Here is a 24397-nt window from a genome sequence, read left to right on the forward strand (position 1 = left end):
CTAATGTTTCTCTGCTACTTTTATTATTGAAATCAATAAAACCCGCTATTCCACACATCTAAGCTTTATATATTAGGTTCATACTTGATTGTTCGCAACAGCTTTTAAAACATCCTGCTGTTTCAAATTTACCTTGGGTATATCCAGATGGCCCGAAAAGAACTCGTCTTCTATGCGCTCACCTTTTATCAATTTATCAATGTAAATTCTGGCACCGGCGGGTACATGTTCTGCCTGGGATAGTTGCGCAAGAAAATCTTTATCAGCAAAGCCTGTTTGCTGGATAAAGAAAAATATATTTTTTAAAAAATTATCATTACTACCCACTACATCATAAGCAAGCCTGTCTTTTAGGGCTATTACTTTATTTTGATCAACATAAAAATCGAAATACTCAATTTTGTTTAAGCCAAGTATTTTAGATAAGCCCAGGCTGTTAATTAATTTCGCAGCAGGTTTCCTGATCCTTTTTAACAGCCCTATTTTTTTAATTGCTTCTTTAGCTTTCTTTTTATCATCGCACCAAAACGCATAAGTTGCTGTAATATCCACAGGATAAAACACAATATGGGGTTGATAGCAGTCCACAAATTCAACTACTCCAATCTTATTCTGATACTGTTTGGCAATTTCCATTTTGGCATCGCCTGTTTCTTTATTAATACTGTACCCTTTCTTAAAAAGGATAGATTGATATCCCGGCCCAAAAGCACCAACTGTACTTAACAATAACGATCCATGATGGTGGATGCTTTGAAAAGAAACATCCGCCTTTTTATCTGGCAGGGAGGGGAAAATATTAACTACGAAACTAAAGTCATTATTCTCTTCAATAACCATTGACAGGGTTGGGTAAGTACGCTTGCGGAGCAGATACTCCGGCGTGCTTAAATTTTGCCTGATAATATCATACAAAAACTCTTTAGAAATGCTCATCTTTTCTAACAGAGGCTTACATTTAGCATGCACCGCATACCTGTCGGGCTCGTTCTTTACGATCTGCCTCAATTCATTAAGCCACTCATTATTTATCATATATAATTTGTTGGTATGAATCAATTTTGCTGACAGGGATTAAAATGAAATTAGCGTCAAAAAGTTCGGTTTTAAGCGGCTTTAATTTTTTTAACTCCTCGTCATAATAGTAAATGTTGTAGCCGAGTGTTTGGCTGATATAACTTTCGAGGTCAGAGGCCTCGATATTAAAGCCATTTAAGAAATAAGGCTGTACTTCAATTAAAATAACCGGCAGGTGTTTTTTAATTAGTTGCTCCATGCCCTTTAAAGCAAAATATTCGGCCCCTTCAATATCAATTTTTATAAAAGATACATTTTTGCCTGATAGTTCTAAATTAAAGGTATCTAGGGCTACAACATCGCATGTAACCTCTTCTTCCTGCTCAAAATTATAATACTTCTGTTTGTCTTCTTCGGCATTTGTTCTTGTAGCGATATGCGCCTGCCCTGCGCTGATTGGGCCATACGACAATTTAGGCACACTAAATTTTAACGTTTGGTTTTTATCTGATACCCCTAAATTAAACAGGCTAACATTACCCAGTTTGTTTGACTTAACAATCATGGCGCAAACCATATAAGTAAAGGGTATGGGCTCAAATGCAAATACTTTACCCTCGTTACCGGCCAAGCCCGATAAACGATCTGTATAGTATGCATAATTTGCGCCAACATCTATTGCACAATCACCCGGTTTTACAAAATACGGCAGCAGCTCCATTTCTTTCTCTTCTACCAAACGGTGCTGTATGTCGCGCTTTTTGCCATAAAACTGGGCGTATTTGTAACCTCGTTTTCCAAGCAGCCTAAATAAAAAAGGTTTTACCAATGTCCTTATAGGTGATTTAACTGAAGCCATTTATTTAGTTTTTGTGTAACTGCTATTTAATTGCAAAATGTTAATATTTAAAATCGGTAACCAAATCCCAACAAAAGATACTATTTATTTTATCAACAAGTGCTTAATAATACCCAGGGTTCTTTTTGTATAGATAACGCCTGGTTTTATCTTCAAAGCTTTAAAAGCAAACTCCATACATTTTCGTTTCTTGCCTTCTATTGCATAATAAAGTGCTGATAAATAATACATCTCGGCCATGGCCGAATGATATACCGCCGGTTTATTTACAATGCAGGCATCTTTGTTAAGATTGGTTTGAAATGCCTGTGTGCGTTTTAGCGTGCTATCGCCGGTTGCAGTGGTCATACTACGGGTATCGTGCTGTATAATGGCTGATGTTATTGTCTTAACACCCATAAGCGGATACCTGCAGCAAATGCTTAGCCAAAGCATCCAGTCTTCGGTACCAGAAAGTGCCCTGTCTTCCGAAAACTTTAATGCATCAAATTCTGCTTTACGTACAAACACATTATTACAGCTTAATATATTGTTTTTAAAAACACGGTTATTAAGCTCGCCCTCATAAATTCCCGACGGCCGGATTACTTCCTGCTCCGGGCTTTTCCAATCATAACTGGAGTGAAATGCGATTACCTGCGGATTAGCTGTTATATAATCTGCCGCTGTTTCCAGGTGATTATCATAAGCAAGATCATCGCTGTCAAAAAAATTAAGGTAACTGCCTTTGGCCAATGCAGCGCCATAATTTCGTGCAGCGCCCCGCTCTGCATTTGTTTTCCAATGGTAGCTTAGCCGTTCATCAGCAAAGGCCTCTACCGTTGCTTTTGTATTATCATTGCCCCCATCATCAATTACCAATATTTCGAAATGCGGGTAACGCTGCGCCAATAAAGATTGCAGTGTTACCTTAAGCAATGCAGCCCGGTTATATGTTGGTATTATAATTGAAAACTTGATGGGCATTTTTTGTAGTTACGTATTGATAAAAAGCAATATATAAATAGTATATTATTTCATGAAATAGAATAAGCAGATTTCATTTACTGATATACTGCTATAGATTTTTTGATAAAACTATCGAGGTTAAATTGTTTAACATCTTCTTTACCATTTTTAATTAACCGGGCCCGCAATGCTCCGTCCATCAACAGTTTTTCAACAGATTGATAAATCTGTTCACTGCTTTTATAATCCACAACCAAAGCGTTTCTTTCATTAACGATAAACTCATTGGCCACACCTGATAGTGTGAATACAGAAGGGATGCCGGCGGCAAGTGCCTCTACATACGTTTGGCCAAATGCTTCAACCATACTATCTATAGGCGTGTGCACATAAATATCCAAAACCTGGTAAAAGGCCTGCACATCACTTTCAAATCTTATCTCGGTATAACTTTCTGCAGGCAGGTGCTCGTTGAGCAAGGTTTTAATAGTGGCTTGATATTCGCCTGTGGTATTAGCAAAAACAAAATACAGATCAGGATATTTTTGTTTGAGCCTTCCAAAGGCAGGTATTATGTATTGATAGCCTTTCCATTCGGTATATCTTGCAAAAACACCTACAATTTTAACACCGGCAGGGATAGCGTACCTATTTCTGATCATATTAACCCGGCCTTGGTTTACGTTTGTAAAACTACCTATATCAAAGCCGTGATGAATAAGTGAAATTTTATCTTCGCTCACACCTTCCATTTCTATCAATACCTTTTTGGTTACTTCCGAAATAGCAATAATATTTGTTGCCAGTGAATTGATAACCCGATCTATAAGTACCGATCTTTTATGATACAGATGATTAAATGTAGAGCTATGCCTGGTATAAACACGTTTTTTAATCCTGCATAAAAATGCGGCAACCTGGCCGTACAAATCTGCATTGCGCAGGTGGGTATGTACAGCATCGGGGCTAATGCGCGAAAGTTCGCGGTATAATTTATAGAGAAATAGAGGTGCTTGTTTTTTGCTTTCGTAAGTAAGGCGTTTAACCAGAATACCTCTTGCTTCGAGAAAAGCCTCCATTTCACTATGTTCTTTATTTATCAGTATAAAATATAGGTCGAAGCCATTATCTAATAACCCGCTCGTAAGCCATTCGATGCCAAATGATTTTTTAATATTATGCAGAATGAATACGACCTTCAATTTCTTTTTGAAATAAATAATTATTTAAATACGCACCTTTTTAATAAACCTGGCAGGTACACCGCCCCAAACTTCATTTGCCGGTACAGGCTTTGTAACCACTGCCGAGGCCGCAATAATAGAATCATTTCCTATAGTAACGCCTTTTAAAATGGTAGCTTTTGATGCGATCCATACATTTTTTTCGATGTGCACCGGCCCGGTAGTATATTGACTAAAACCTGCCTCAGCGTTATTAACATCAATGGCATGGTCCTGGTCTCTAATTACCACCATTTCTGCAATAGCCACGCCCTTCTCTATTGTAATACTTTGTTTTGATGCAATAACTGAATATCTGCCGACAGAACTATTTTCGATACTTATTGTAGCACCTACATCTGCAAACAAGTGTACACCTATACTGATATGGGTGTTTTTAATTATCATTTTACCACCATCAACACAAACAATCTTACAGTTCTTCTCTATGATACTTTGCCCGTCTATTTTAAGGCCGGGATACATCATCCGCAGGAAAAATTTCCTGTACGCATTGGCAATATAAAAACAGATACGAACTATAAGTCTAAGAATCTTAACCATATATTTTGGTGTTACCTCCGTGGGTTGAAGTAATTTTTCGCTTTAATTATCCCGGATAAAATCTGTTTTACCGGTGGCTTGCACGCCAAAAAGTATAGCTGTATTTTATTGGAATGCATATTGTCTAGCGTTTTTTTCTTAATCTCAAGAAATGTATCCTCATCTATATACTTTTTGATATAACTGATACAGGCATATTCAACTTTCTCCTCTAATAATCCGTTTCTGATATCAAGTACTTTTTGCTTACCGCCATCAGTAAGTTTTAATAGCAGCGGGCTATTTAAAACAATATTAAAGCACTCTATAATGTCATTAACCTCAGTTAAAAGATTAAGTTTCACTATCTTTTCTTCTAATTCTTTAGCTCTCCAGATCCTTACCCGGCCTAATGGTTTATTAACATACCCAACCGTGGCGCCGGCTGCTAATAACCTAAGCGCAAGCGCATTATCGTGGGAGTATAATATCGGCTCATATTCAACACCCCCAATAGCATTATAGTCACGGGCATTAATGAGGTTACCGTTCATCCATACACTATTTTTTAGATGGATGAAAAAGTCCAGAAATTCTTTTGTAGTGTAAACACCTTCGCGGAACGCATCAGTTCGCTGATAGGAGATATGTTCTTCGGTAACAGACTCAATAAATTCAATATTCCCAAAAGCAAAAGTGATCGCGGGATTTAACAAAACCAGTTCTACCAAAAGTGATATGCAATCAGGTTCTAACGTATCATCCGAACTTAAAAAACTAATATATTCTCCTTTTGCACAACCAGCTGCAAAAGAAAAGTTTTGTATCATAGAAACGTGCTCGGCCGGCTTTGCTACAGACAGGTTCTTAACATTAATAAACTCATCTAATACTGCCTGCACATTTACATTAGTGCTCCAATTATCAGAAATAATAATTTCTAAATTACTATAAGTTTGATTTACAGCAGAAGCGATACAAGCCCGTAAAAAATCGGGTTTTTGGTTATAAGTAGGTATAACAATACTAACTAAAGGTAAGTCACTCATACAGATTGTTTCTTAAATTTTCCCATTACTTCTTTTATCAACGCTCTGCATTCGGGCATAAAAATCAGTGCAGATGTTAGTACTAACAAGCTTAAAAACATCAGCGAAATAATGTTCATTTTAAAATGGGGCATATAATTATATAGCATTATTTTTAGAAATGAAACAGTAATTAACGGCGGTAACAAGGGTATTAAAGTATCTTTTATATACCAGGTTATTAATCCACCTTTCATCCAGCCGGCATGTATGAGTGGGATACTGAAAAGTATGTATCCAACATTAACAGAGAACCAAACTAAAGCACCACCTATCGAACCATACAGGTGTACCCACCAAAAAAGTAATGGAACCAATATAATTGATGCTATGGTATTTTGATATATTGTAAATTTAGTTTGCCCGTATGCCAGCATTAAAAAAAAAGGCATTACCATTAAACTATTAAGAACTGCCCCAGCAACAACTATCTGAACTAATAAACTGCTATGAGCTACAGTTACAGGATCTTTAACCCACAGCAACAAAACCTCTTTAGCAAAAACAATTAACACCAAACCAACAGGGAAAATTATTGATGCCACAATTCTGCAACCTCTATGATATTCAATAGTTAAACCTGCTTTGTCTCCGGCTGTTACAAAAGCAGTAAGCCGCGGAAAAACTGCTATGTTTATAGGCACCACAAACATGGCAAAGCAATTAGCTATGGTAAACGCTAAGGTATAATATGCAAAATCTGATAAAGGGAGCATTTTACTCAAAACGATCTTATCAATTTGAGTAAGAAAAAATGAAACAACACCTATACCTGTAACACCGGCAGCAAACTTCCATATTTGTATTAAATACTGCCTAGAGAATTTAGCTATTACGGCACTTTTAGGTAAATAATACCACAAGCCTACACGCATGCTAAATACGTACAAAAAGCTGGTTACAGCTTGCCATATAAAAAAAGCGTTGATTGTTGGCGACACAAACCATAAGATAAGTATAACACCTGCCGACCTAATGGTTGTCATGGTAACCATTATGATATTATCTGTAACCTGGCGTTCTAAGCCTGTTAAACCACCGTTATATAAACTAATTGGCCATTGAAAAGCCACAACCAATCCCATCAACATAACAGCATGTGTTACCACTCCTGTATCTATTTTTTGCGCATGGAGCCAGTGAGTTGCTATTACAGGTGCCAGTAAAATAATAACTGCTGCTGCCACCAAACCAATTAGCCAATAAATACATTCGACAGTTAAAACAAGGCTTCTTATATCGGTCGCATCTCTTTTTTCAACTATAGCTTTGGTAAGCTCTCTGTTTAATGTGATACTAAGCCCTAAATCAAGTATAGACAATGAGCCTATAAGGGTTCCATAAAAACCAACTAAGCCGTATGATTCGATCCCTAAAAATTTAATATATAAAGGAACCATAATCATCCCCAAGCCAGCTATCCAGATACGGCCTATTAAATTGGCAATTATGTTTGTTGATAACTTCAAGTTAGTGGTGATAATTATTTAAGCAATATACTATTACCATATTTTCCACCTTGGGCTACCCGAACTCCACTCTGCTTCCAGTTCAATTTTATCGCGCATGGCATCCATTGCCTTCCAATAGCCTTTGTGCTTAAATGCTGCTAACTGGCCGTCGTTGGCAATACTGGCCAATGGCTCGCGCTCCCATTGTACTAATTCAACATCACCTTCCAGGTAATCAAATATCTTATTGCTAAGTACAAAATATCCTCCATTAATCCAGAAGCCTTCATCATCGGGCTTTTCGGCAAATTCAGTTACAATTCCATCATCGTTAAGGCTTACATTACCAAAACGGCCAGGGTGTTGTATAGTAGTGAGCGTAGCTAATTTGCCATGCTTTTTATGAAAAGCCAATAATTGTTCAATATTTACATTAGATACCCCATCGCCATAGCTCAGCATAAAAGTATCTTCTGTGATGTATTTTTTTATTTTTTTTATACGGCCTGCAGTATTCGTATCTATTCCGGTATCAACAAGTGTTACCTTAAATGATTCTGAATTAGAGTAATGCACATCCAGTTGATTGTTGTGTAACTCAACCGTAATGTCTGAATTGTATAAAAAGTAATTGATAAAATACTCTTTAATCATATTGCCCTTATAGCCCAGGCATATCACAAACTCATTAAAGCCGTAATGCGAGTAAATTTTCATGATATGCCATAAAATGGGCTTGCCACCTATTTCTACCATAGGTTTAGGCCTTATTGATGTTTCTTCTGCCAGCCTGGTACCTAAGCCACCGGCAAGTAATACTACTTTCATTTATTCAAAGGTTATAATTGGTAAACACCTTTTAAAGTATGTACATATAGGTTTTATTGTGATAGGGTAGATCGGCTAATCTTCTCTGCTTATAACCGGCCATCAACCATTGCCGGGGCTAATATGCCTTTTACATCGTAAAGTACACCCGGTTTTTTTAGCAATGCTTTAAAATCGAGCGCGATAAAATCCTGGTGGCATACGGCTAAAATAACAGCATGGTAGGTTTTACCTTCGGGCAATTTATCCACACATGTTATATTATATTCGTGTTTTACCTGCGCACAGCTTGCCCATGGGTCATAAACGGTAATATTGGCTTTATAATGTTCGAGCTCTTTGATGATATCAACTACCTTGGTGTTGCGTACATCGGGGCAATTTTCTTTAAATGTGATACCCAAAACTAAAATATCAGCTTCCCAAACCTTAATTTCTTTCTTAATCATTAGTTTGGTAACCGCATCGGCGATATAAGCACCCATCCCATCATTGATACGTCGGCCTGATAATATAATCTCGGGATAGTACCCTGCCGAAATTGCTTTTTGTGCCAGATAATAAGGGTCGACACCAATACAATGGCCCCCAACAAGGCCTGGTTTAAAGGGTAAAAAATTCCACTTGGTTGCGGCTGCCTCTAATACCTCATTGGTATCAATATCTAAAAGTGAAAATATTTTCGACAGCTCGTTTACAAAGGCAATATTAATATCGCGCTGTGCATTTTCAATAACCTTAGCCGCTTCTGCTACCTTAATAGATGGTGCCAGGTGCGTACCTGCCGGTATAATGGATTTATACAGTTCATTAATAACCTGGGCCGAAGCCGGCGTAGAACCCGAGGTTACTTTTTTAATGTTGGGTAAGGTGCGTGCCTTATCGCCCGGGTTTATGCGCTCGGGCGAGTAACCGCAAAAGAAATCGGTATTAAATAGTAGCCCTGTATGTTTTTCTAAAATAGGGATACAGGCTTCTTCCGTGCATCCCGGATATACTGTAGATTCATAAATTACAATATCTCCTTTTTTTAATGCTCCAGACACGGTTTCTGTGGCTTTAAGAAGCGGGGTGAGATCGGGATTGTTGTATTGATCAACCGGTGTGGGCACTGTTACAATAAATACATTACAAGTGTTTAGCTCATTTTTATCTGAGGTAAAATACACTCCGCCTACGCCGTCTTTCAATCGCGTTATTTTTTTTAACTCTTCGGGGTTGGCTTCAAGTGTATGGTCTTCCCCCTGTTGTAATTCATTAATCCGGTGGTTGTTAATATCAAACCCTACAACCTTGTATTTTTTTCCAAACTCAACTGCCAGCGGCAAGCCAACATAACCCAGGCCAATTATGGCAATAGCCGGGGTAAACGAATTATCGTATGTATTTGTCATTAATTGTGTGCGTTAAGGTTTTTGTACAAATAATCCCCCCCAAGTAATAGCGTTATTAAAATAAACCCAATAATCGTAGTTATTAAAACATGCTTTGTTTTACCGGTTGGTTCGGCAATTAGGGGTAGTTCGGGCTCATCAATAATTCTGTATAATGGGGTTTCTTTTTGCAGGTTTATTTTCGCAACTTCCAAATTACGCATTACTTCAGCGTATGCACCACTAAAGGCGGTCACTTTGGCTTGGCTAAACATCAGGCCCGAGCGTTGTATACTAAGCGAAGGGTTTAAATTATATGTACGATCTATAGTGGCAGCTGTATTAATAGCCGTGCCGCTTAGTACGCCTGCCAAACTATCGGCTTCGTGCTGCAACAATTTAACAGTGGTTGCTGCTACCTTGGTTTTGGTATCAATAAAATAGTCGGATGTTTCACCAAGCATGTATTTAGATACATAGTAAGCTATATTGGGGTTAGTTGAGCTGGCACTTATTAAGTAAAAAATTAATTTTTTATCTTTTTTAAACACTGTAAATGAGAGGCCTACTTCTGTAATAATCCGTCTGTAAAGCTTAGTTTTAATTGGGCTGTATGTAGCCGGATTTTGGCTAAACGGCCCTAAATTTTTATATATCCTCGGGTACTCATTCTGGACAATATAATTTAACAAGGTTTGGTGGGATGCACTATCCACTACAGATTGCAACGCACTGCCTATAAGCTTGCGTGATTTAAACAGTTCGATAATGTTATCACCAGAAAATATATTATCCGGGCTCGATGTTATCCCATCGAAACCAAGTTGTGAAGCAAGGCCTGCAAAAGCATTTCTATCCTTCTGATCTGTAGATAATACAAAATTAAAGGTTGATATATAAACCGGCTTTTTCTTATAAACTTTTATAAATCCAATTGCTCCGCCCAACACAGCCCCCAGTATTATCAAATACCAGTATTTAAGCAAATACTTAAGCGTATTTACTGCTATTGCCCGCCAGTCTTTGATTGCATTTTGGTCTTTATCCCCTGGCATATTACTTGAGGTTAGAAATGGCAACTATAATTAATGTTACTAATGACACTACGGTTGAGGTTAATGCCACTGTTTCGGCAACAGACATACCCTGCGTATCCAGCTTACGTGGTACCACAATTTCTGAACCGGTTACCACTTTGGGATAAGAGCGGAATAAGCCGAATAAACCATTGTGCGTGCGGCCGACAAGCCCATTGGGATATAACACATAAATTTTACGTCTCCGGGCATTATCGGTAGTTCCGCCAGCCTGGGTAATATAATATTTCAGTGATTTCCCATCGATATAACCGGTTTTAGTTGATGCCAATACTTCACCGCTTACCTTTACTAAAGGATCGAGTTTTAATACCTGTACAGAATCGCCATTCTCAAGTATATAATCCTGTATCGAACCCGGGGCTTCTAAAACCTGCTTTAAGTTTATTGCTATCCTGTCATTAGTTCTTGCAACATCCTGAATAACTTTTGCACTGGTATCTTTAATACTGTTCTGTATATTTCTTACAGTTTGCCTTTGCCCGGTGGTATCAATATCTTTTCTTACCAAGAATATCCCTCCTGGATAAGCCTGTGAGGTTAAGCCACCTGATCGCCTGATAAGGTCACTGATGTGCTCTTTTTTAGATTGGATGGTATAGCTGCCGGGGTAATTTACCTCACCGCTTATGGTAACTCTTTCTTGTTCTACATAACCCGGGTTACGCCTAACTGTAACTACATCATAAGGTTTAAGAACAAATTTATCATTCTCAATCGTCAGTGTCTTTGCCGTGCTGATGTCATAGACCTTGGCAATTGTATCAGCACTCTTATTTGATCGTTCGCTCACAAACCGGCGGCTAATTTCTACGTGGTATGATGACGCGGCGTCGGTAAAACCATTAGCCATAAAAAACAAGTCTTTCAGCGTCAGGTTCTCACGGTAATCAAATTGGCCCGGCTTTTTTACCTCGCCCAAAATTTGCACTTTATAATTACTTATAAACTGTGTGGCAGTAGCAATGGTTATAGAGTCGCGCTTAATCAATGGGATATCTGCCGCACCGCCATTAATCACATTAGTTACATTAAAGGTGATATTTTCTTTAATACCGTTCGGGTAGCTTCGGCTCAAAATCGCCCGGTCTGTAAACACATTTTCCATTAACCCGCCCGCCTTTTTTATTAACCCGCTTATCGTTATACCTGGCGTTAATTCAAATTGGCCCGGCCTGTATACTGCACCGTTTATGCTAACGGCATTCTCAAAACGCTCCAACACGGCGTCAACCTGAAAAATATCCCCATTTGATGGTATGTAGGTTGCAAAGCCTGCTTTTAAAATATCTTTTATTTGCCTTTGGGTATCTGTAATCTGTTTAACTTTTACACTTGCCCTAAAGGCTTTATCTGTATAACCACCCGCAAAAAACAACAAGTTCTCAAACGATTCGCCTTCTTTTAATTCAAACACACCCGGCCTTTTAACCTCACCATTAATGGTAACATGTTTTTTGTATACCGGAAAATTAATTACATCGTTCTCTTTCAACAAAATATTACCGCTTTGATCGCCTTTGGTTAAAAACTGGTAGAGATCAATTCGCTGGTATACTTTATTGTTTCTGATGAGCTCTATATTACGATAGGTGTTAATATCGCCCGGGCCGCCGCATAGATAAAGTGAGTTAAATACAGTTGACAATGAAGAAACCGTATAGTTACCCGGTTTTGAAGCCCCCACAATAGTAATATGGATACTCCTGATTTTGCCTAAGGAAACAATAAGGTTAGAGGTGCCATTTCTTAACGAGCCATAAGCCGTAGACGACATTTTAGCGCGGATACGTGCCGTAGCCTGCTCAACCGTTAAACCACTTAAACTAATTGTACCCACTTGTGGTATAGCAATTGTGCCCTCGGGCCCAATTGTAGTTTCCAGATTTGTTTCCTGGTAGCCCGAAACACTAATTTCTACCTGGTCATCAGGGCCGAGCACGTAATTAACGGGTGTTGCAATACGCAGATTAGGTTCGAACGATAATGATTCGCTGTCAAAAAATGAAGCCCCGAAAATATTTGATGTTGAAGTTTTTGGGGTAGATTTATAATCGCTCGGCGTTGTTTCCCGTTCTACAGCCGGCATAACTGTAGTGTTATTATCTCCTTGCTTCCCTGCATTTGCCCCGCCCGATTTGGATAAACGCGTTTTTAATTTACCCCATTCAGATTCTGGCAAGCCTTTGGATAGCGCCATTTGCTTTGCCTGCTCAGGCGTCATGCCGCTTCCCTGTAACTGACCCTGCATTTTGGCCAGATCTGAGTCAGATAACTGGTCTACCTTCACCTGGCTCCAATCAGTACTGGTTGAGGTTTGGGCTATAGTATTAGAAATACTTATATAAACAAAAAAGGCAAGAAAGAGTATAAATTTTTTATCGATATACATTTTATAAAAATCCGAAAACACACTATTAAATAATGATTAGCCGGCTTTAGCTCCCGGCTGTTTATAATTATTTCAATATTACAAATAATTCAGTACGCCTTATCATTGCTTTTAAACATAACTATTATTTAGTGCCTTAAAACAGGCATTTTATTCACTTTTAATAAACTAACCAATTAATCAGTAAAAGATGATACTGTAGTGGGTAAGCTTATTCCTATGTTTTTGTTTGTAATTAAATATTTTTTTAACACATCCAAACAAGCCCCTACCGTTTGGCTTTCGGTATTTAAATGCACATCGGGGTTGGCCGGTGTTTCATAAGGGCTGCTAATACCTGTAAAATTTTTGATTTTACCGGCCAATGCCAATTTATACAAGCCCTTGGTATCGCGCTTCTGGCAGGTATCAATACTTGCGTCAATATACACTTCTACAAAACTTTCATCGCCAATTAACTTTTCAGCAATTGCCCTGTCCTGCTCAAAAGGTGATATAAAAGATGCAATTACAATAATACCGGCATCGTTAAACAGCCTGCACATTTCGGCCACACGCCTTATATTTTCGGCCCGGTCTTCATCAGAGAAAGACAGATCCTTATTGATCCCCAACCTGGTGTTATCACCATCTAAAATATATACCCTCGCATTTTGCCCGTGCAACCAGGCCTCTGTTTCTGTTGCCAATGTTGACTTGCCCGAGCCCGACAAGCCCGTTAACCAAAGTGTAAAGGATCTGTTGTTGTTTAACCTCTCGCGGTCGCCCCTGGTTATTTTACCGGTTTGTTTAAATAAGTTAGGTTTAATTTCTTTTTGCAAAATCTGTGTTTGCCTGCGTTTTGAGGGCAGCCCGAATTTTATTTTCTGCCAGGCCCTTTCATGCGCATAGTATAAAAGCATTTTGGTTAACAATTCTGTTAAGCCAATTTTAGCCCCTAAACTAAACTGCCCGGTTATGAGCCAGCCCAGTATAACAGTATCCACCGAGCCCACTATCCGCCACGAAACGGTTTTTATTACATTTCGTTTAATCAGCGGATCTTTCTTTAATACCTTTAATAGTATATCGGTGATCATAAAGCTAATGTATTGAAAACTTATTTATTCAAATCTAAAATACTTATTAATTAACAATATCAATTCTTACAATATTTAATCATAATGCAAATACCCGCAAGTTTGTATATTGCGATAACAAGACCTAATATACAACCTGTTTATGAGCGTTATTTTTGGCAAGTGCCATTTTAATAATAAACCAATTGCTAATGATGAGTTGTCGGTTATGCAAACCCGGCTTAACCATTGGCAGGCCGATAATAAAGGCATCTGGATTAACAACAACGTTGGACTGGGCCACTTAATGCTATATAATACCACACCATCATTAACCGAAGTTTTACCTTACCACCATGATGGCCCTAAACTAACCATTACTGCCGATGCACGTATTGATAACCGCGACGAATTATTTGGTAAATTAGGTATCCCTGCTATAGAAAAGACCACCATACCAGATAGCATCCTGATATTAAAAGCTTATGAAAAATTTGGCGAACGATGTACCGAGCATCTGATCGGCGATTTTGCCTTTGCTATTTGGGACAGTAATAAACAACAACTTTTTTGCGCCCGCGACCAAATGGGTGTAAAGCCTTTCTTCTATTATACCGGTGCCGATTTTTTTGCCTTCGCATCAGAGAAAAAAGGAATTATGGCCATTGAGGGTGTTGATTTGGCTATTAATAAGCAGTTTTTATTTAACCAGCTTGTATTCCCGCCAGAGCAGGCTACCGACACTACTTTATATGAGCATATTAAAAAATTACCACCCGCATATACCCTTGTTTTAAATTTAACCAACGGACACCGAAAACTACAGCGGTATTGGGATCTAGATGCAGAAACCGAAACCAGGTTTGCCACTAAAGCCGAATATCATGAAGGTTTGCTGTACCATTTTGAACAAGCGGTACAGTGCCGTTCGCTATCGCATTATAACGTTGGTGTTGAGTTAAGTGGGGGGATGGATTCGTCGGCTATTACAGGTGTGGCCAATAATTATCTTAAAACGCAGGAAAAAAATCTCATTACGTTTTCAAACACCTTATCAGACGATGTTGACAACCCTGAGATCACCAAACTGGATGAACGCCGTTATATTGATGCCGTACTGGAGTTTAATAACATCAAAGATTTTGTTTACGTTACCCAAACCGCATTTGATAACCTTATAGACGAACTAAACTTTGCCATAGAAGTAAACGATGGTTTAGAAAGGTGGAATCCGCTGTGGCAACTCCCGCTCAAAAAGTCGGCGATGGAGCATGGGGTACGCACGCTGTTATCCGGCTTCCCCGGCGACGAACTGGTAACGTACCGGGGTAAGTACTATTTTATGGATTACCTTGATAAGGGCCAATACCTCAAATACTTTTTAGCGAAAAAGAAATACCCAGGCTTTAATAAGGTTGAGCCATTTATCCCGCATGGTATCAAATACCAATACAGCAAACTTAAGCGTTCACTTAATGTGGGTACCCATGAACGGGTTAAACAATCATTCGAAACTTTTAATGTACCAGATCATTATAGAAAGCATTTAAGAGATTGTATCTGGCTCGATCCTGTTTATCAGCAACAATTTAAAAGCTACCGGCATTTACAGCGTTACAGGCTCTTAAAACCGCAGGTAAACCACCGCTTAGAGGCCGAAACCCGCTTCGGCATCTATTTTAAAACCGAGCCCCGTTTCCCGATGGCTGATATCAGGCTCACCCAGTTTTATTTATCGATGCCTAATGAGTATAAATACGAAGGTGAGTTAACCCGTACATTTTACCGTAATACAGTTAGTAAATATTTACCGGATATGCTTATGAAACGCAATGACAAATACGGAAGCATTGCACCTTTTTTATCAGTAAACAAGAGAATAACAACCGACGAAGTTAAGAACCTGATAAAACAAAGCCCGGAGGTTGCTTTTTTAAGTAAGGAGAGATTTGACGGTTTTGACAGTCCCTATACGCCGGGGAATTCTAAAAAAGATAAACCATACCCGCCGGTAGAAGTATTACTATGGCTGATAAAAAACAAAGATAAAATAGCTGATTTATAATTAATTTTATCATATCCCAATTAACCTATAAAAAATTAACGGTGAACGACGCACTTAAAAAGCAGTTACAATTACTGTTGGAGCAACATCCTGAACTCAACAACGGCAACATAAGCTTTGCTGATGGCCAGATAACATTGAATGCTGCTGAAGAAACAAGCCTAGCTGTAGAAAAAGCAGATCATAGCGATACTGTTAACAAACCTGGGTACCTGGTTGATATTATTGCCGGACACACGGCAAAGGTTGAGGTTAGGAAATCGCCGGTGCATGGGTATGGCGTTTTTGCTAAAGAACTGATTGAAGCCGGAGAATTAATTGAGGAATGCCGCCTGTTAAAATTAGGCTACCGTGCAAATTACAATCACGACCCGGTATTAAAAGATTACGTATGGGCAGGCAGGGATGATGGTGAGCAAACCAAACTTCATGGGCTTAACCAGTACCTGGCTTTAGGTTTAGGAGTTATATATAACCATTCTGATCAACCCAATACGATACAAAACCTCGATTTCGATACAGAGGTAATGACCATAAAAGCCCGGCAACCTATTCAAAAAGGAGAGGAGATATTTGTTACCTATGGCAAAAAGTATTTTATGATCCGTAATTTCTGGAAAAACGTCCACAAAAATAACGAGCTCGAAAATTTTATAACCAAGCAGCAAAAAGCAGATTAAACGTACCAACCGTTATTATTTTAAGCGCTTGTAATTACGTCGACAGGGTAATTATATAACCTCATTACCTCGGCGTGGTTATCAATAATTAATTTAATTTGTTCGGGGTTTAACTCGTTCACCCAATTACCGGCAATACCTTTTCTGAAAAACTTATCACTGCGTTTATTTTTTTCCATAAACCCACCCTCGCTCTCTTGTTTTTGCAGTTTCTCAAATTTGGTGTCCTCTATTGCTTTTTCAATCTGGCTTGCGGGCACATCTATCTTCATAAATTCTACCGCACGGCTAAAGGTGTTAAACGTATCGGCCAGCATATCTTCGTATCTTATCACTAAAACAGGGAAAGGTAAATCATTGGTCCAACTGCTGGCATGGCCGCTCCAGCTTAACATTAATTGCGCAAACTGATTATTTACATTGCGGTTTTTAGGTTGTTTGGCCAACGTTCCGCGCGGGCTGTTCATTAATTGGATAGCCTCATCCAGCGTGCTGCCATTGTGGTTGGCAAATGAACCTACTACATCTAACGGGTTACGTATAAAATATAAGGCACACAAAGTTGGTTCGGCCGGTACAATGGGCACTCCGTTATTATTTAAAGTATAGGCATCGTGTATTTTTATAAATAGCTTGTCTTTCTTGTACAATTCGGCCTGGTGCTTAAATATTTCGGGCAACAGGTTTTTAACTTCTACATCGTACAGCTCTGTCGAATCCATGTCTGTACAATTATCAAAAATGGCGCGCGATGAAAATATGCCATCGGTTTTCATCTCGTTAATATTCAGGTCGCCATCGCCCAGCAATGCGGTTAAAAACGCCCTGAACCAGGTATTGCCGCTTTTAGGATACGAGGCCAGCCATATAATTTTTTTATGATCTGTTACCGGCTCAGTCATTCCCCGCTAAATTAGATTCAACGATGGTAATTAATTCTTCTATCGTATTTCCAATGGGCGGCCTGTTAATTTTATATACCGATACCTCTCCTGCCAACTTAGAGATCATGGAAAAATGTACATCGCGCTTTTTCATGCCGTTCATTTGTACATGGCGGTAAGTATTTTGCTGTAAGTTTTTAAAAGCTGCAATAGGCCCCAGCTTTTTTATTTCGATAGTCTCATTCAAATTCCCCGATTCTAAAATAAATACACGCTTTACTTTTTGAGCTGCAATGTTAAACTCATCGTGGTAAAAGCGCGCATACTTGTTCATTTCGGGGCGTATTTTATCCTCTTCTACAGCCGCATCCAGGCCTATCTTAATAAAGCTGTCTTCCCATAGTTTTATCATCGGGTACGAAGGCAGGGCAACTAATTCATTATTGGCATTGTTCTGCAGCACGCATACATCGTCAGAAAAAACAGTATACCCCTTTTGTTGCAAGGCAGTTGCCGTAGTTGATTTACCGGCGCCTGATCGCCCGCAAAATAGTATAATACCATCATCATGATACACAGCCGATGCGTGCAGCGGGATCATGCTTCGCTGGTGCAAAATGGCAGCCATGGCATTACTCAGTAAAAAAAGGCGGATACTTTTTTCATCGGCGCCCGGCTGTTGCTGTATGCAAATTTCGTTGCCATTGGCAACATAATAATCAGCAATATTGGGTACAGAATGCAGATATTCGGTAAGGTTCATAGAAACATTTACTTTCTTAACTACATCGGCGCCATCCAACTGTTTGGGCACTTCTTTTGTGATTATATTAATGTCTGCATTCTCAAACTCTGCAGCTAATAATTCAGGAAAAGGTATATCAGATTTGATGTTCAACCCAAAACCCCAGTAGGTATACATAAGACGGATAATTATTAGATAGTAAAAAATTGGTGCCTTGCCGGATATAAGTATCGCAAATATTTTGTTAGTTATTCAACAATTTTCAACTTAATCTTTACTTTAGCTCAGTATTGCGCTCAGCGGGGTCAGTACGGCTTAAGATATCTTTATCTTATTTATCACCAATTTTATACTAATAACTAATAGATCTGTTCATTAAATTTATTACCTGCACATGTTAAACATTACGTCAAAGATTATCCGAAACAGCGATAAATTTTTATCCAGCAGCCTCGGCAATGAAATTGTAATGATGAACACAACCAACGGCACTTATATTGGCCTCAATGAAGTGAGCAGTAACATCTGGAACTATCTCGAAAACGAACGAACAGTGGGCGAAATTATCGATCTGCTGTTAAACGATTATGATGTTAGCCGCGAAAACTGTGAGCCACAAACCGTGGAATGCCTCGAAAAAATGGAAAAACAGGGTATTATTGTAGTTTTGTAAAGTAATGAAGGTTTTAAAAAAGCTGGGCAGTAAAATAAATACATTAACTGCGTTGCCCTTTAAAACTAAACTGTTATTTATCGAAGCCTTTTTTACTTCGGGTTGGGTTAAGTTTTGCCTCACCATTTTTCCCTTTAACCGGGTTATGCATTGGCTGGGTACAACCAATACAGAAAGCAGCACAGAAGTTGATGTAGAAAGCCTTGTTTTACGCCGCCAGATAAAAACCGCTATTGACCTTTGCCGTAAATATGCCCCCTGGCGAACCGAGTGTTACACCATGTCGCTTACCGGGCGCCTTATGCTTAAACGCCGTAAACTCCCCAGCACCCTGTATGTAGGCTTTATGAAAGATGAAGCAGGAAAATACAAAGGCCACGCCTGGTTAAGGGCAAATGACATTTATATTTCGGGGTTTAAAGAATCGAAGGGATTTACAGTTAATTTTAGGTTTAGCTAACAGAAACTATCTGATTTGAAATTTAAAGACAGTATCGGTTCCTTTTTTAAAGATCTGGCGAGGGCTTCGGCCTTGCTTTGGAAAGCCGACAAAGCTATTGCTACCATTAACATTGCAATACAGGCGGTGCAGGCCCTGTTACCCATCCTCTCTTTATATTTTATGAAGAAGATGATAGAGGCTGTGGTACATGCCAATAAACCCTTTAATGAAGTTATCCCGCTTATAATTGCTTATGGTTTAATACAGCTGCTATTAGCTATGGTTGGGCAATACGCATCCTACATCAGCACCATCCATCAGCACAAATTAACCGACAACCTATCTGCCGAGGTATTGGAGAAAGCCATTGCGGTTGATTATGAGTATTACGAAAACCCGGCCTATCACGACAGTTTGCACCTGGCGCAGCAACAAGCCATTTTTAAGGCCTCGCAGTTGTTAAGTAATTTTAACAGCATATTACTTAATTGCTTGTCTTTAGTATTCCTGGTGGGTTTCTTTTTCACCCTCCATTCTTTATTCGCCCTTCTGTTTATTGCTTTATCTATCCCGCTGGCTGCTATTAAATGGTATTCGGGCTTTGCACTTTTAAAGCTCGAGAAAAAGTTTGCCCCCTTAGAGCGCGAAGCTAATTACCTGCATCAAACGTTAACCGGCATTACATCGGCCAAAGAAGTACGGGTGTTTGGCTTTGGCGATTACTTTATTCAAAAATTTAAAGCCATACGGCACCTGGTACAAAAAGAGAAACTAAAACTCAACGCCAGGCTTACGTGGTACAGCCTTTTTGCCGAAGCCGGCGAAATTATTGTGATGGCCTTTATTTTCGGGCTGCTGGCTAAATACACGTGGCAAAAAGCAATAACGGTTGGGGCGTTTGTAATTTATATACAAGGCTTTCAACGCCTGCAAAGTACATCGAAGGGTTTTCTGCAGGCACTGGTTCAAATTTTTCAGCAGCGGTTGTTTTTGAAAGATCTCTTTGCATTTCTTGATCTGAAGACCGATAAAAACATAACTGACAGTAAACCTTTCCCTCCGGTTGTAAAAGGTATTACAGTAAATGATGTATCGTTTACCTATCCTGGCACCCATAAACAAGTGCTTAGCCATATTTCTATGACCTGTAAGCCCGGCAGTATTATAGCCATTGTAGGCGAAAATGGTTCGGGTAAATCAACATTGGTAAAATTGCTGGCCCGGCTATACGAAATACAGACGGGCGATATCCGGGTAGATGATGACCTGCTATCAGACATTGATATGCCTGCGTTCCGCGAAAACACAGTATTCCTGTTTCAGGATTTTGAAAAGTATTTTTTAACTGTGGAAGAAAACATTACCCTTGGCGACTTTCGCGAAAACAAAAATGATACAAATATCGAGGCAGCAGCCAAATTATCGGGAGCACATGCTTTTATCAAAAACCTGAGCAATGGTTACAAAACCCGTATGGGCCGCATGTTTAGGGGCAGCGAACAGTTAAGCGGCGGCCAGTGGCAAAAACTGGCGCTCTCCCGTGCCTTTTACCGCCAGGCCAAACTGGTTATTTTAGACGAGCCCACCAGCGCACTGGATGCCTCGGCCGAATCGGATGTGTTTGAGAATGTGAAACTACACATGAAAGACCAGATGGTAATATTAATTACCCACCGCCTTTACAACCTTAAAATGGCCGATTACATTTATGTTTTAAAAGATGGCAAAATTGACCAGGAAGGAAATTTCGAGGCCTTAATTAACGCCGAAGGCCAGTTTAAAAAACTGTACGAAACCCAAAAGTTATAATCAGAATTCTGCTCTTTTCTTTGGCCGTATCATCTGGTACAACAACCTGAACGGACGAATAATAATCAGCACCGGCAACAAATAAACCGGCAGCTTCAGTTCATTAATATCAGCATACGTAGGCAAAAATGCATACAAAAAGCATCTCAGTAAAAATTTGCATTTATTCCATGCGTTATCCTGCAATAACAATGATCGTTTTATAAACGCAGGCTCATTAATATAAAGCCGTGTTAAATGAATAGGGTATTGGAGTGGGGTTCTTAATAATTGGGTTGATAATGGTTGTTGCCTGTGCCCTATTAATTCAATCCCTAATAAATCATCAACCAATTGTAAGCCAACACCCAGCTTTTTTTCAAAACCGTACTGCCGGGCGCATCCAATAATCACGTCCAGGTCAAGCGCTTCCCTTTCGCGGGTAATCATGCAGGCCATATCCACCATGTATTTAAACTTAATACCCATATCTTTTACAAAATGGTTGGAGGCCACAGCCAGAAAATCATAAGTGGGCGATAGTTTATCTATAGTCAACCCCCCAATTGATGCGGTAACTAAGTGGGGCTCAAAAAAATCGTATCCGGGATAATTGCCTGCATAGCGGTCAACCAATCGCCAATGCATTTCAATACTTGCCGGCACAACGGCTTCTTTATAATAAACAATGTCTTTAAAAAAACTGCTGTAATAGTTAAGATAAGGGCGGGGCACAGTAGTGCGGGCTTCATACTGCTGGTTGATGAAATAATCTTCAATGGCTTTGATATCCCGTTTCGAAATCAGGAAATCAATATCACTGCTTTCGCGCAGCGCCATATCGGAATAATAGCCTTGTGCAAAAATGGCCCCTTTGTAAGATATTACAACAATGCCTTGTTGCTTCAAAACAGCCACGATTTCGGCAGCAGCCTTAATTTGTTTAAAGTTTTTAAGGCGGTTGTTGCTATAACGCTTTTTAAGGTTTTGTTCAGCCTGCTCATTAAGTTTAATCTGGTGGTTTACAATTATTCCGTAAACAAATGATCTCAGCCCATGTGCCCTTAATATCTGTTGAAAAATTTGCCAGTTGATGGTGTGATTGACTATAAAACTTTCAACGTCAGCACGCTCGCCCGTCGAAAAATAGAGACGGGATAAAAGCACCAGCAAAATCTGTTCGTTATTGTAAGTTGATTTTAGTTGCTGTGTATCTAACATTTTATAATTTAGGCAGGGTGTTCAAATTTTACACCATTAATCAGGTAAATCAGTAAGTATACTATATTCGTGCCTGTTATAGAACCAAAGCTAATAAACGTTGATGACATGAGTGAACTTGATAATATTAATTTATCTGTTATCATCCCTACCAAAAACCGCCCACACCTATTGCAACGTGCAATGGCCTCTGTTGCCCTGCAAAATTATCCAGGCTTTGAAGTATGCATTGCTGATAATAATACCGATGCCGAAATAAGCAGGCAGGTAAAGGCTACGGTAAGCCATTTCGAAAACCAATACCCACAGATAAAATGGCTATACATCCATAGTAACAAGCCATACGCCGCCGGTACACGTAACGATGGCATTGCCGCAACACAGGGAAAGTACATTATCTTTTTAGATGATGATGACGAACTACTGTCCAACAGCATTAAACTGCGCATGCATGAAATGAGTGCTGATGCCGGTCTCGCTTTGCTATACTGCGCAGGTTATTCGAAAGTGTACCCTTATCCGTTTAAAATGTACCGGTATTATCATTATAGCAAGCAGTTACACCAGCACAAGCTGATGATGATGTCATGTTCATCCATCATGATCAACCGGGAAATTTTTGATCGCAACAACCTCCATTTCGACGAGCAATTAAGCCGAATGGAAGATTACGATCTGTGCCGCAAAATAATTGAGAAAGGCTTAAAAGTAAGATCGATCCCTTTACCGCTGGTACAGATCAACCTGCACCCCGAAACCCGGATGTCGTCTCAGCACTTAATCAGCTATGATTTTAAGCACCGTTTAATTGCCCGCTGGGGCCAAACCGCTGACAATGAAATTTATGACTATGCCGAAGGGGTATACATTTGGCGCAAATGCTTCGGTATGAGCAATGCCCCTTATGCCGAAATGGTAAAAACACTAAAAAAAGACTTCAACAAAACGCCCGGCTTACCTTTTAAATTAAAATATAAACTGGTAAGCCTTAGCCCCATGCTGTACCTCTCTTTATATCATTTACTGATCTCGTTTTCACAACGCCGCAAAAACAAGCAGGCCCACCGTAGTTAAATTTGCATTAACAAACTAAGCCTGTCGCTTTAAATTTCATCACATATTAACATCTCGATACACTAAGCTATCACAACTAAAAGTTTTAATCTTGCTACGATGGCTGTTCATTTTAAGTCATTTTACAGGCAGATAAACAAGGTACAGGCCACGTACGTGTAAAAAACTTTCAAATCTTTCATAAAATACCTACCATAGTGTATGCGGTTCAAATATGCCGTTTAAAGAACCTAAAGACTGTTTTTACATGCAATTTCAGCATCAAAAAACGCAAAAAATCAATACGTACGAAATAAATTTATGCCCGGTTTTCGAAAAGTTGTACTTGTACAATTTGGATAAAATGAATGATACGTGAACAAAGTGTTTGAACCCTTTTCAGCACTATCACGTTACATTTACCTGAACACCAATGTAAACCCAAATTAATTAGAGAGAGATATGAGAGTTAAACAGATTACAGGTATGCCGCTGATTAATCATAACAGAGGCCCACGTTCATTAAGATTGGTTGATAATTATCCCAACCAACTGAACAAAACAATTTCGGACAACATTTACGATAGTATTAACTATCCCCGGGCATTACAGGTACAATATCGACAGGAACTGCAACAGGATGTTAAGAAAGACGATGCTTTATTAACCATGCGTACCAGTATTTTTAATACAACCCTCATGATGATGAAGCGCATTTTACTGCGCATCTGGTCGTTCACTAAAAGCACCGTATTTTTTATATGGGCGGTATTCAGGTTTATGTATTCGGCATTGGAATTTATGGTGCTGTTTGTTAAATTTTTATTCACACAAAAACACTGGAGCAATTAATGGCCAAACCTTAATCAATAATTCGGTCCCCTGCCCCCCCTACCGGATTCATCTTAAACCAAGCGCTGTAATAACCTAATAACCTAACCTTCATGGGTAGTAAAAGGCTTCTGATAG

At 39.2% G+C, this 24397-nt stretch carries 22 protein-coding genes; 7 read left to right on the plus strand and 15 right to left on the minus strand.

Translation table 11 applies throughout. The features are described from left to right. Positions 1-78 precede the first annotated feature (78 nt). The 12 genes from PQO05_RS24365 to cysC form a co-directional block, all read right to left on the minus strand. The gene (locus PQO05_RS24365; protein ID WP_273630066.1) at positions 79-1035 is read right to left on the minus strand and encodes a hypothetical protein; all 957 of its coding nucleotides are present in this window, start codon (positions 1033-1035) and stop codon (positions 79-81) included. Next, positions 1025-1876: an FkbM family methyltransferase gene (locus PQO05_RS24370; RefSeq protein ID WP_273630067.1), complete on the minus strand. Its 852-nt coding sequence runs from the start codon at positions 1874-1876 to the stop codon at positions 1025-1027. Before PQO05_RS24370 ends, PQO05_RS24365 begins: the two co-directional genes overlap by 11 nt. A gap of 84 nt (positions 1877-1960) precedes the next feature. Continuing rightward, on the minus strand, positions 1961-2842 hold the full coding sequence (locus PQO05_RS24375) for a glycosyltransferase family 2 protein (RefSeq protein WP_273630068.1): 882 nt from the start codon (positions 2840-2842) through the stop codon (positions 1961-1963). A 77-nt stretch (positions 2843-2919) separates the two neighbouring features. Further along, positions 2920-4026: a glycosyltransferase family 4 protein gene (locus PQO05_RS24380; RefSeq protein WP_273630069.1), complete on the minus strand. Its 1107-nt coding sequence runs from the start codon at positions 4024-4026 to the stop codon at positions 2920-2922. A 24-nt stretch (positions 4027-4050) separates the two neighbouring features. After that, positions 4051-4611: an acyltransferase gene (locus PQO05_RS24385; protein ID WP_273630070.1), complete on the minus strand. Its 561-nt coding sequence runs from the start codon at positions 4609-4611 to the stop codon at positions 4051-4053. A gap of 11 nt (positions 4612-4622) precedes the next feature. Continuing rightward, positions 4623-5639, minus strand: coding sequence for a glycosyltransferase (locus PQO05_RS24390; RefSeq protein WP_273630071.1), 1017 nt, complete (start codon positions 5637-5639; stop codon positions 4623-4625). Beyond that, entirely contained in the window at positions 5636-7147 is a 1512-nt protein-coding gene (locus PQO05_RS24395) for a lipopolysaccharide biosynthesis protein (protein ID WP_273630072.1), read from the minus strand. Before PQO05_RS24395 ends, PQO05_RS24390 begins: the two co-directional genes overlap by 4 nt. A gap of 33 nt (positions 7148-7180) precedes the next feature. Next, complete coding sequence (gene rfbF, locus PQO05_RS24400) at positions 7181-7957, minus strand: glucose-1-phosphate cytidylyltransferase (RefSeq protein WP_273630073.1); 777 nt, start codon at positions 7955-7957, stop codon at positions 7181-7183. A gap of 89 nt (positions 7958-8046) precedes the next feature. Then, the gene (locus PQO05_RS24405; RefSeq protein WP_273630074.1) at positions 8047-9351 is read right to left on the minus strand and encodes a nucleotide sugar dehydrogenase; all 1305 of its coding nucleotides are present in this window, start codon (positions 9349-9351) and stop codon (positions 8047-8049) included. Beyond that, a complete protein-coding gene (locus PQO05_RS24410) occupies positions 9351-10385 on the minus strand; it encodes a GumC domain-containing protein (protein WP_273630076.1) in 1035 nt (344 codons plus the stop codon). The genes PQO05_RS24405 and PQO05_RS24410 overlap by 1 nt, the downstream gene beginning before the upstream one ends. Position 10386: 1 nt before the next feature. Next, positions 10387-12819 carry an SLBB domain-containing protein gene (locus PQO05_RS24415; RefSeq protein ID WP_273630077.1) on the minus strand — a complete coding sequence of 811 codons (2433 nt, stop codon included), beginning with the start codon at positions 12817-12819 and terminating at the stop codon, positions 10387-10389. Between the two features lie 176 nt (positions 12820-12995). Beyond that, a complete protein-coding gene (gene cysC / locus PQO05_RS24420; protein WP_273630078.1) occupies positions 12996-13898 on the minus strand; it encodes an adenylyl-sulfate kinase in 903 nt (300 codons plus the stop codon). 142 nt (positions 13899-14040) lie between these two features. Here cysC and PQO05_RS24425 point away from each other — a divergent pair, with 142 nt between their 5' ends. Both PQO05_RS24425 and PQO05_RS24430 read left to right on the plus strand, forming a co-directional pair. Then, the gene (locus tag PQO05_RS24425; protein WP_273630079.1) at positions 14041-15942 is read left to right on the plus strand and encodes an asparagine synthase-related protein; all 1902 of its coding nucleotides are present in this window, start codon (positions 14041-14043) and stop codon (positions 15940-15942) included. Positions 15943-15983: 41 nt separating this feature from the next. After that, positions 15984-16622: an SET domain-containing protein-lysine N-methyltransferase gene (locus PQO05_RS24430; RefSeq protein ID WP_273630080.1), complete on the plus strand. Its 639-nt coding sequence runs from the start codon at positions 15984-15986 to the stop codon at positions 16620-16622. Between the two features lie 20 nt (positions 16623-16642). On the opposite strand, the gene PQO05_RS24435 is transcribed toward PQO05_RS24430, so the two are convergent. After that, complete coding sequence (locus PQO05_RS24435; protein WP_273630081.1) at positions 16643-17524, minus strand: sulfotransferase domain-containing protein; 882 nt, start codon at positions 17522-17524, stop codon at positions 16643-16645. Then, on the minus strand, positions 17517-18428 hold the full coding sequence (locus tag PQO05_RS24440; RefSeq protein ID WP_273630083.1) for a phosphoenolpyruvate carboxykinase (ATP): 912 nt from the start codon (positions 18426-18428) through the stop codon (positions 17517-17519). Before PQO05_RS24440 ends, PQO05_RS24435 begins: the two co-directional genes overlap by 8 nt. Positions 18429-18645: 217 nt before the next feature. Here PQO05_RS24440 and PQO05_RS24445 point away from each other — a divergent pair, with 217 nt between their 5' ends. From PQO05_RS24445 to PQO05_RS24455, 3 genes are read left to right on the plus strand one after another with little or no spacing between them, the layout of a single operon-like run. After that, a complete protein-coding gene (locus tag PQO05_RS24445) occupies positions 18646-18924 on the plus strand; it encodes a PqqD family protein (protein ID WP_273630085.1) in 279 nt (92 codons plus the stop codon). A gap of 4 nt (positions 18925-18928) precedes the next feature. Next, positions 18929-19384 (plus strand): lasso peptide biosynthesis B2 protein, encoded by a 456-nt coding sequence (locus PQO05_RS24450; protein ID WP_273630086.1) that lies wholly within the window; start codon positions 18929-18931, stop codon positions 19382-19384. Between the two features lie 15 nt (positions 19385-19399). Then, positions 19400-21175: an ABC transporter ATP-binding protein gene (locus PQO05_RS24455; RefSeq protein ID WP_273630087.1), complete on the plus strand. Its 1776-nt coding sequence runs from the start codon at positions 19400-19402 to the stop codon at positions 21173-21175. Here the strand turns inward: PQO05_RS24455 and PQO05_RS24460 are convergent, their stop codons facing one another. Then, entirely contained in the window at positions 21176-22375 is a 1200-nt protein-coding gene (locus PQO05_RS24460; RefSeq protein ID WP_273630088.1) for a nucleotidyltransferase domain-containing protein, read from the minus strand. A 108-nt stretch (positions 22376-22483) separates the two neighbouring features. Here PQO05_RS24460 and PQO05_RS24465 point away from each other — a divergent pair, with 108 nt between their 5' ends. Both PQO05_RS24465 and PQO05_RS24470 read left to right on the plus strand, forming a co-directional pair. Then, the gene (locus PQO05_RS24465; RefSeq protein WP_273630089.1) at positions 22484-23449 is read left to right on the plus strand and encodes a glycosyltransferase family 2 protein; all 966 of its coding nucleotides are present in this window, start codon (positions 22484-22486) and stop codon (positions 23447-23449) included. A gap of 441 nt (positions 23450-23890) precedes the next feature. Continuing rightward, positions 23891-24280, plus strand: coding sequence for a hypothetical protein (locus tag PQO05_RS24470; protein ID WP_273630090.1), 390 nt, complete (start codon positions 23891-23893; stop codon positions 24278-24280). Positions 24281-24397: the final 117 nt, after the last annotated feature.

This window comes from Mucilaginibacter jinjuensis (assembly GCF_028596025.1).
Taxonomy (GTDB): domain Bacteria; phylum Bacteroidota; class Bacteroidia; order Sphingobacteriales; family Sphingobacteriaceae; genus Mucilaginibacter; species Mucilaginibacter jinjuensis.

Bases quoted from the DNA above. Each gene is read 5' to 3' on its own strand.
- PQO05_RS24365 (WP_273630066.1), bottom strand. From the start codon at position 1,035: ATGATAAATAATGAGTGGCTTAATGAATTGAGGCAGATCGTAAAGAAC.
- PQO05_RS24370 (WP_273630067.1), bottom strand. From the start codon at position 1,876: ATGGCTTCAGTTAAATCACCTATAAGGACATTGGTAAAACCTTTTTTA.
- PQO05_RS24375 (WP_273630068.1), bottom strand. From the start codon at position 2,842: ATGCCCATCAAGTTTTCAATTATAATACCAACATATAACCGGGCTGCA.
- PQO05_RS24385 (WP_273630070.1), bottom strand. From the start codon at position 4,611: ATGGTTAAGATTCTTAGACTTATAGTTCGTATCTGTTTTTATATTGCC.
- PQO05_RS24390 (WP_273630071.1), bottom strand. From the start codon at position 5,639: ATGAGTGACTTACCTTTAGTTAGTATTGTTATACCTACTTATAACCAA.
- rfbF (WP_273630073.1), bottom strand. From the start codon at position 7,957: ATGAAAGTAGTATTACTTGCCGGTGGCTTAGGTACCAGGCTGGCAGAA.
- PQO05_RS24405 (WP_273630074.1), bottom strand. From the start codon at position 9,351: ATGACAAATACATACGATAATTCGTTTACCCCGGCTATTGCCATAATT.
- PQO05_RS24410 (WP_273630076.1), bottom strand. From the start codon at position 10,385: ATGCCAGGGGATAAAGACCAAAATGCAATCAAAGACTGGCGGGCAATA.
- PQO05_RS24415 (WP_273630077.1), bottom strand. From the start codon at position 12,819: ATGTATATCGATAAAAAATTTATACTCTTTCTTGCCTTTTTTGTTTAT.
- cysC (WP_273630078.1), bottom strand. From the start codon at position 13,898: ATGATCACCGATATACTATTAAAGGTATTAAAGAAAGATCCGCTGATT.
- PQO05_RS24425 (WP_273630079.1), top strand. From the start codon at position 14,041: ATGAGCGTTATTTTTGGCAAGTGCCATTTTAATAATAAACCAATTGCT.
- PQO05_RS24435 (WP_273630081.1), bottom strand. From the start codon at position 17,524: ATGACTGAGCCGGTAACAGATCATAAAAAAATTATATGGCTGGCCTCG.
- PQO05_RS24440 (WP_273630083.1), bottom strand. From the start codon at position 18,428: ATGTATACCTACTGGGGTTTTGGGTTGAACATCAAATCTGATATACCT.
- PQO05_RS24445 (WP_273630085.1), top strand. From the start codon at position 18,646: ATGTTAAACATTACGTCAAAGATTATCCGAAACAGCGATAAATTTTTA.
- PQO05_RS24450 (WP_273630086.1), top strand. From the start codon at position 18,929: ATGAAGGTTTTAAAAAAGCTGGGCAGTAAAATAAATACATTAACTGCG.
- PQO05_RS24460 (WP_273630088.1), bottom strand. From the start codon at position 22,375: ATGTTAGATACACAGCAACTAAAATCAACTTACAATAACGAACAGATT.
- PQO05_RS24465 (WP_273630089.1), top strand. From the start codon at position 22,484: ATGAGTGAACTTGATAATATTAATTTATCTGTTATCATCCCTACCAAA.
- PQO05_RS24470 (WP_273630090.1), top strand. From the start codon at position 23,891: ATGAGAGTTAAACAGATTACAGGTATGCCGCTGATTAATCATAACAGA.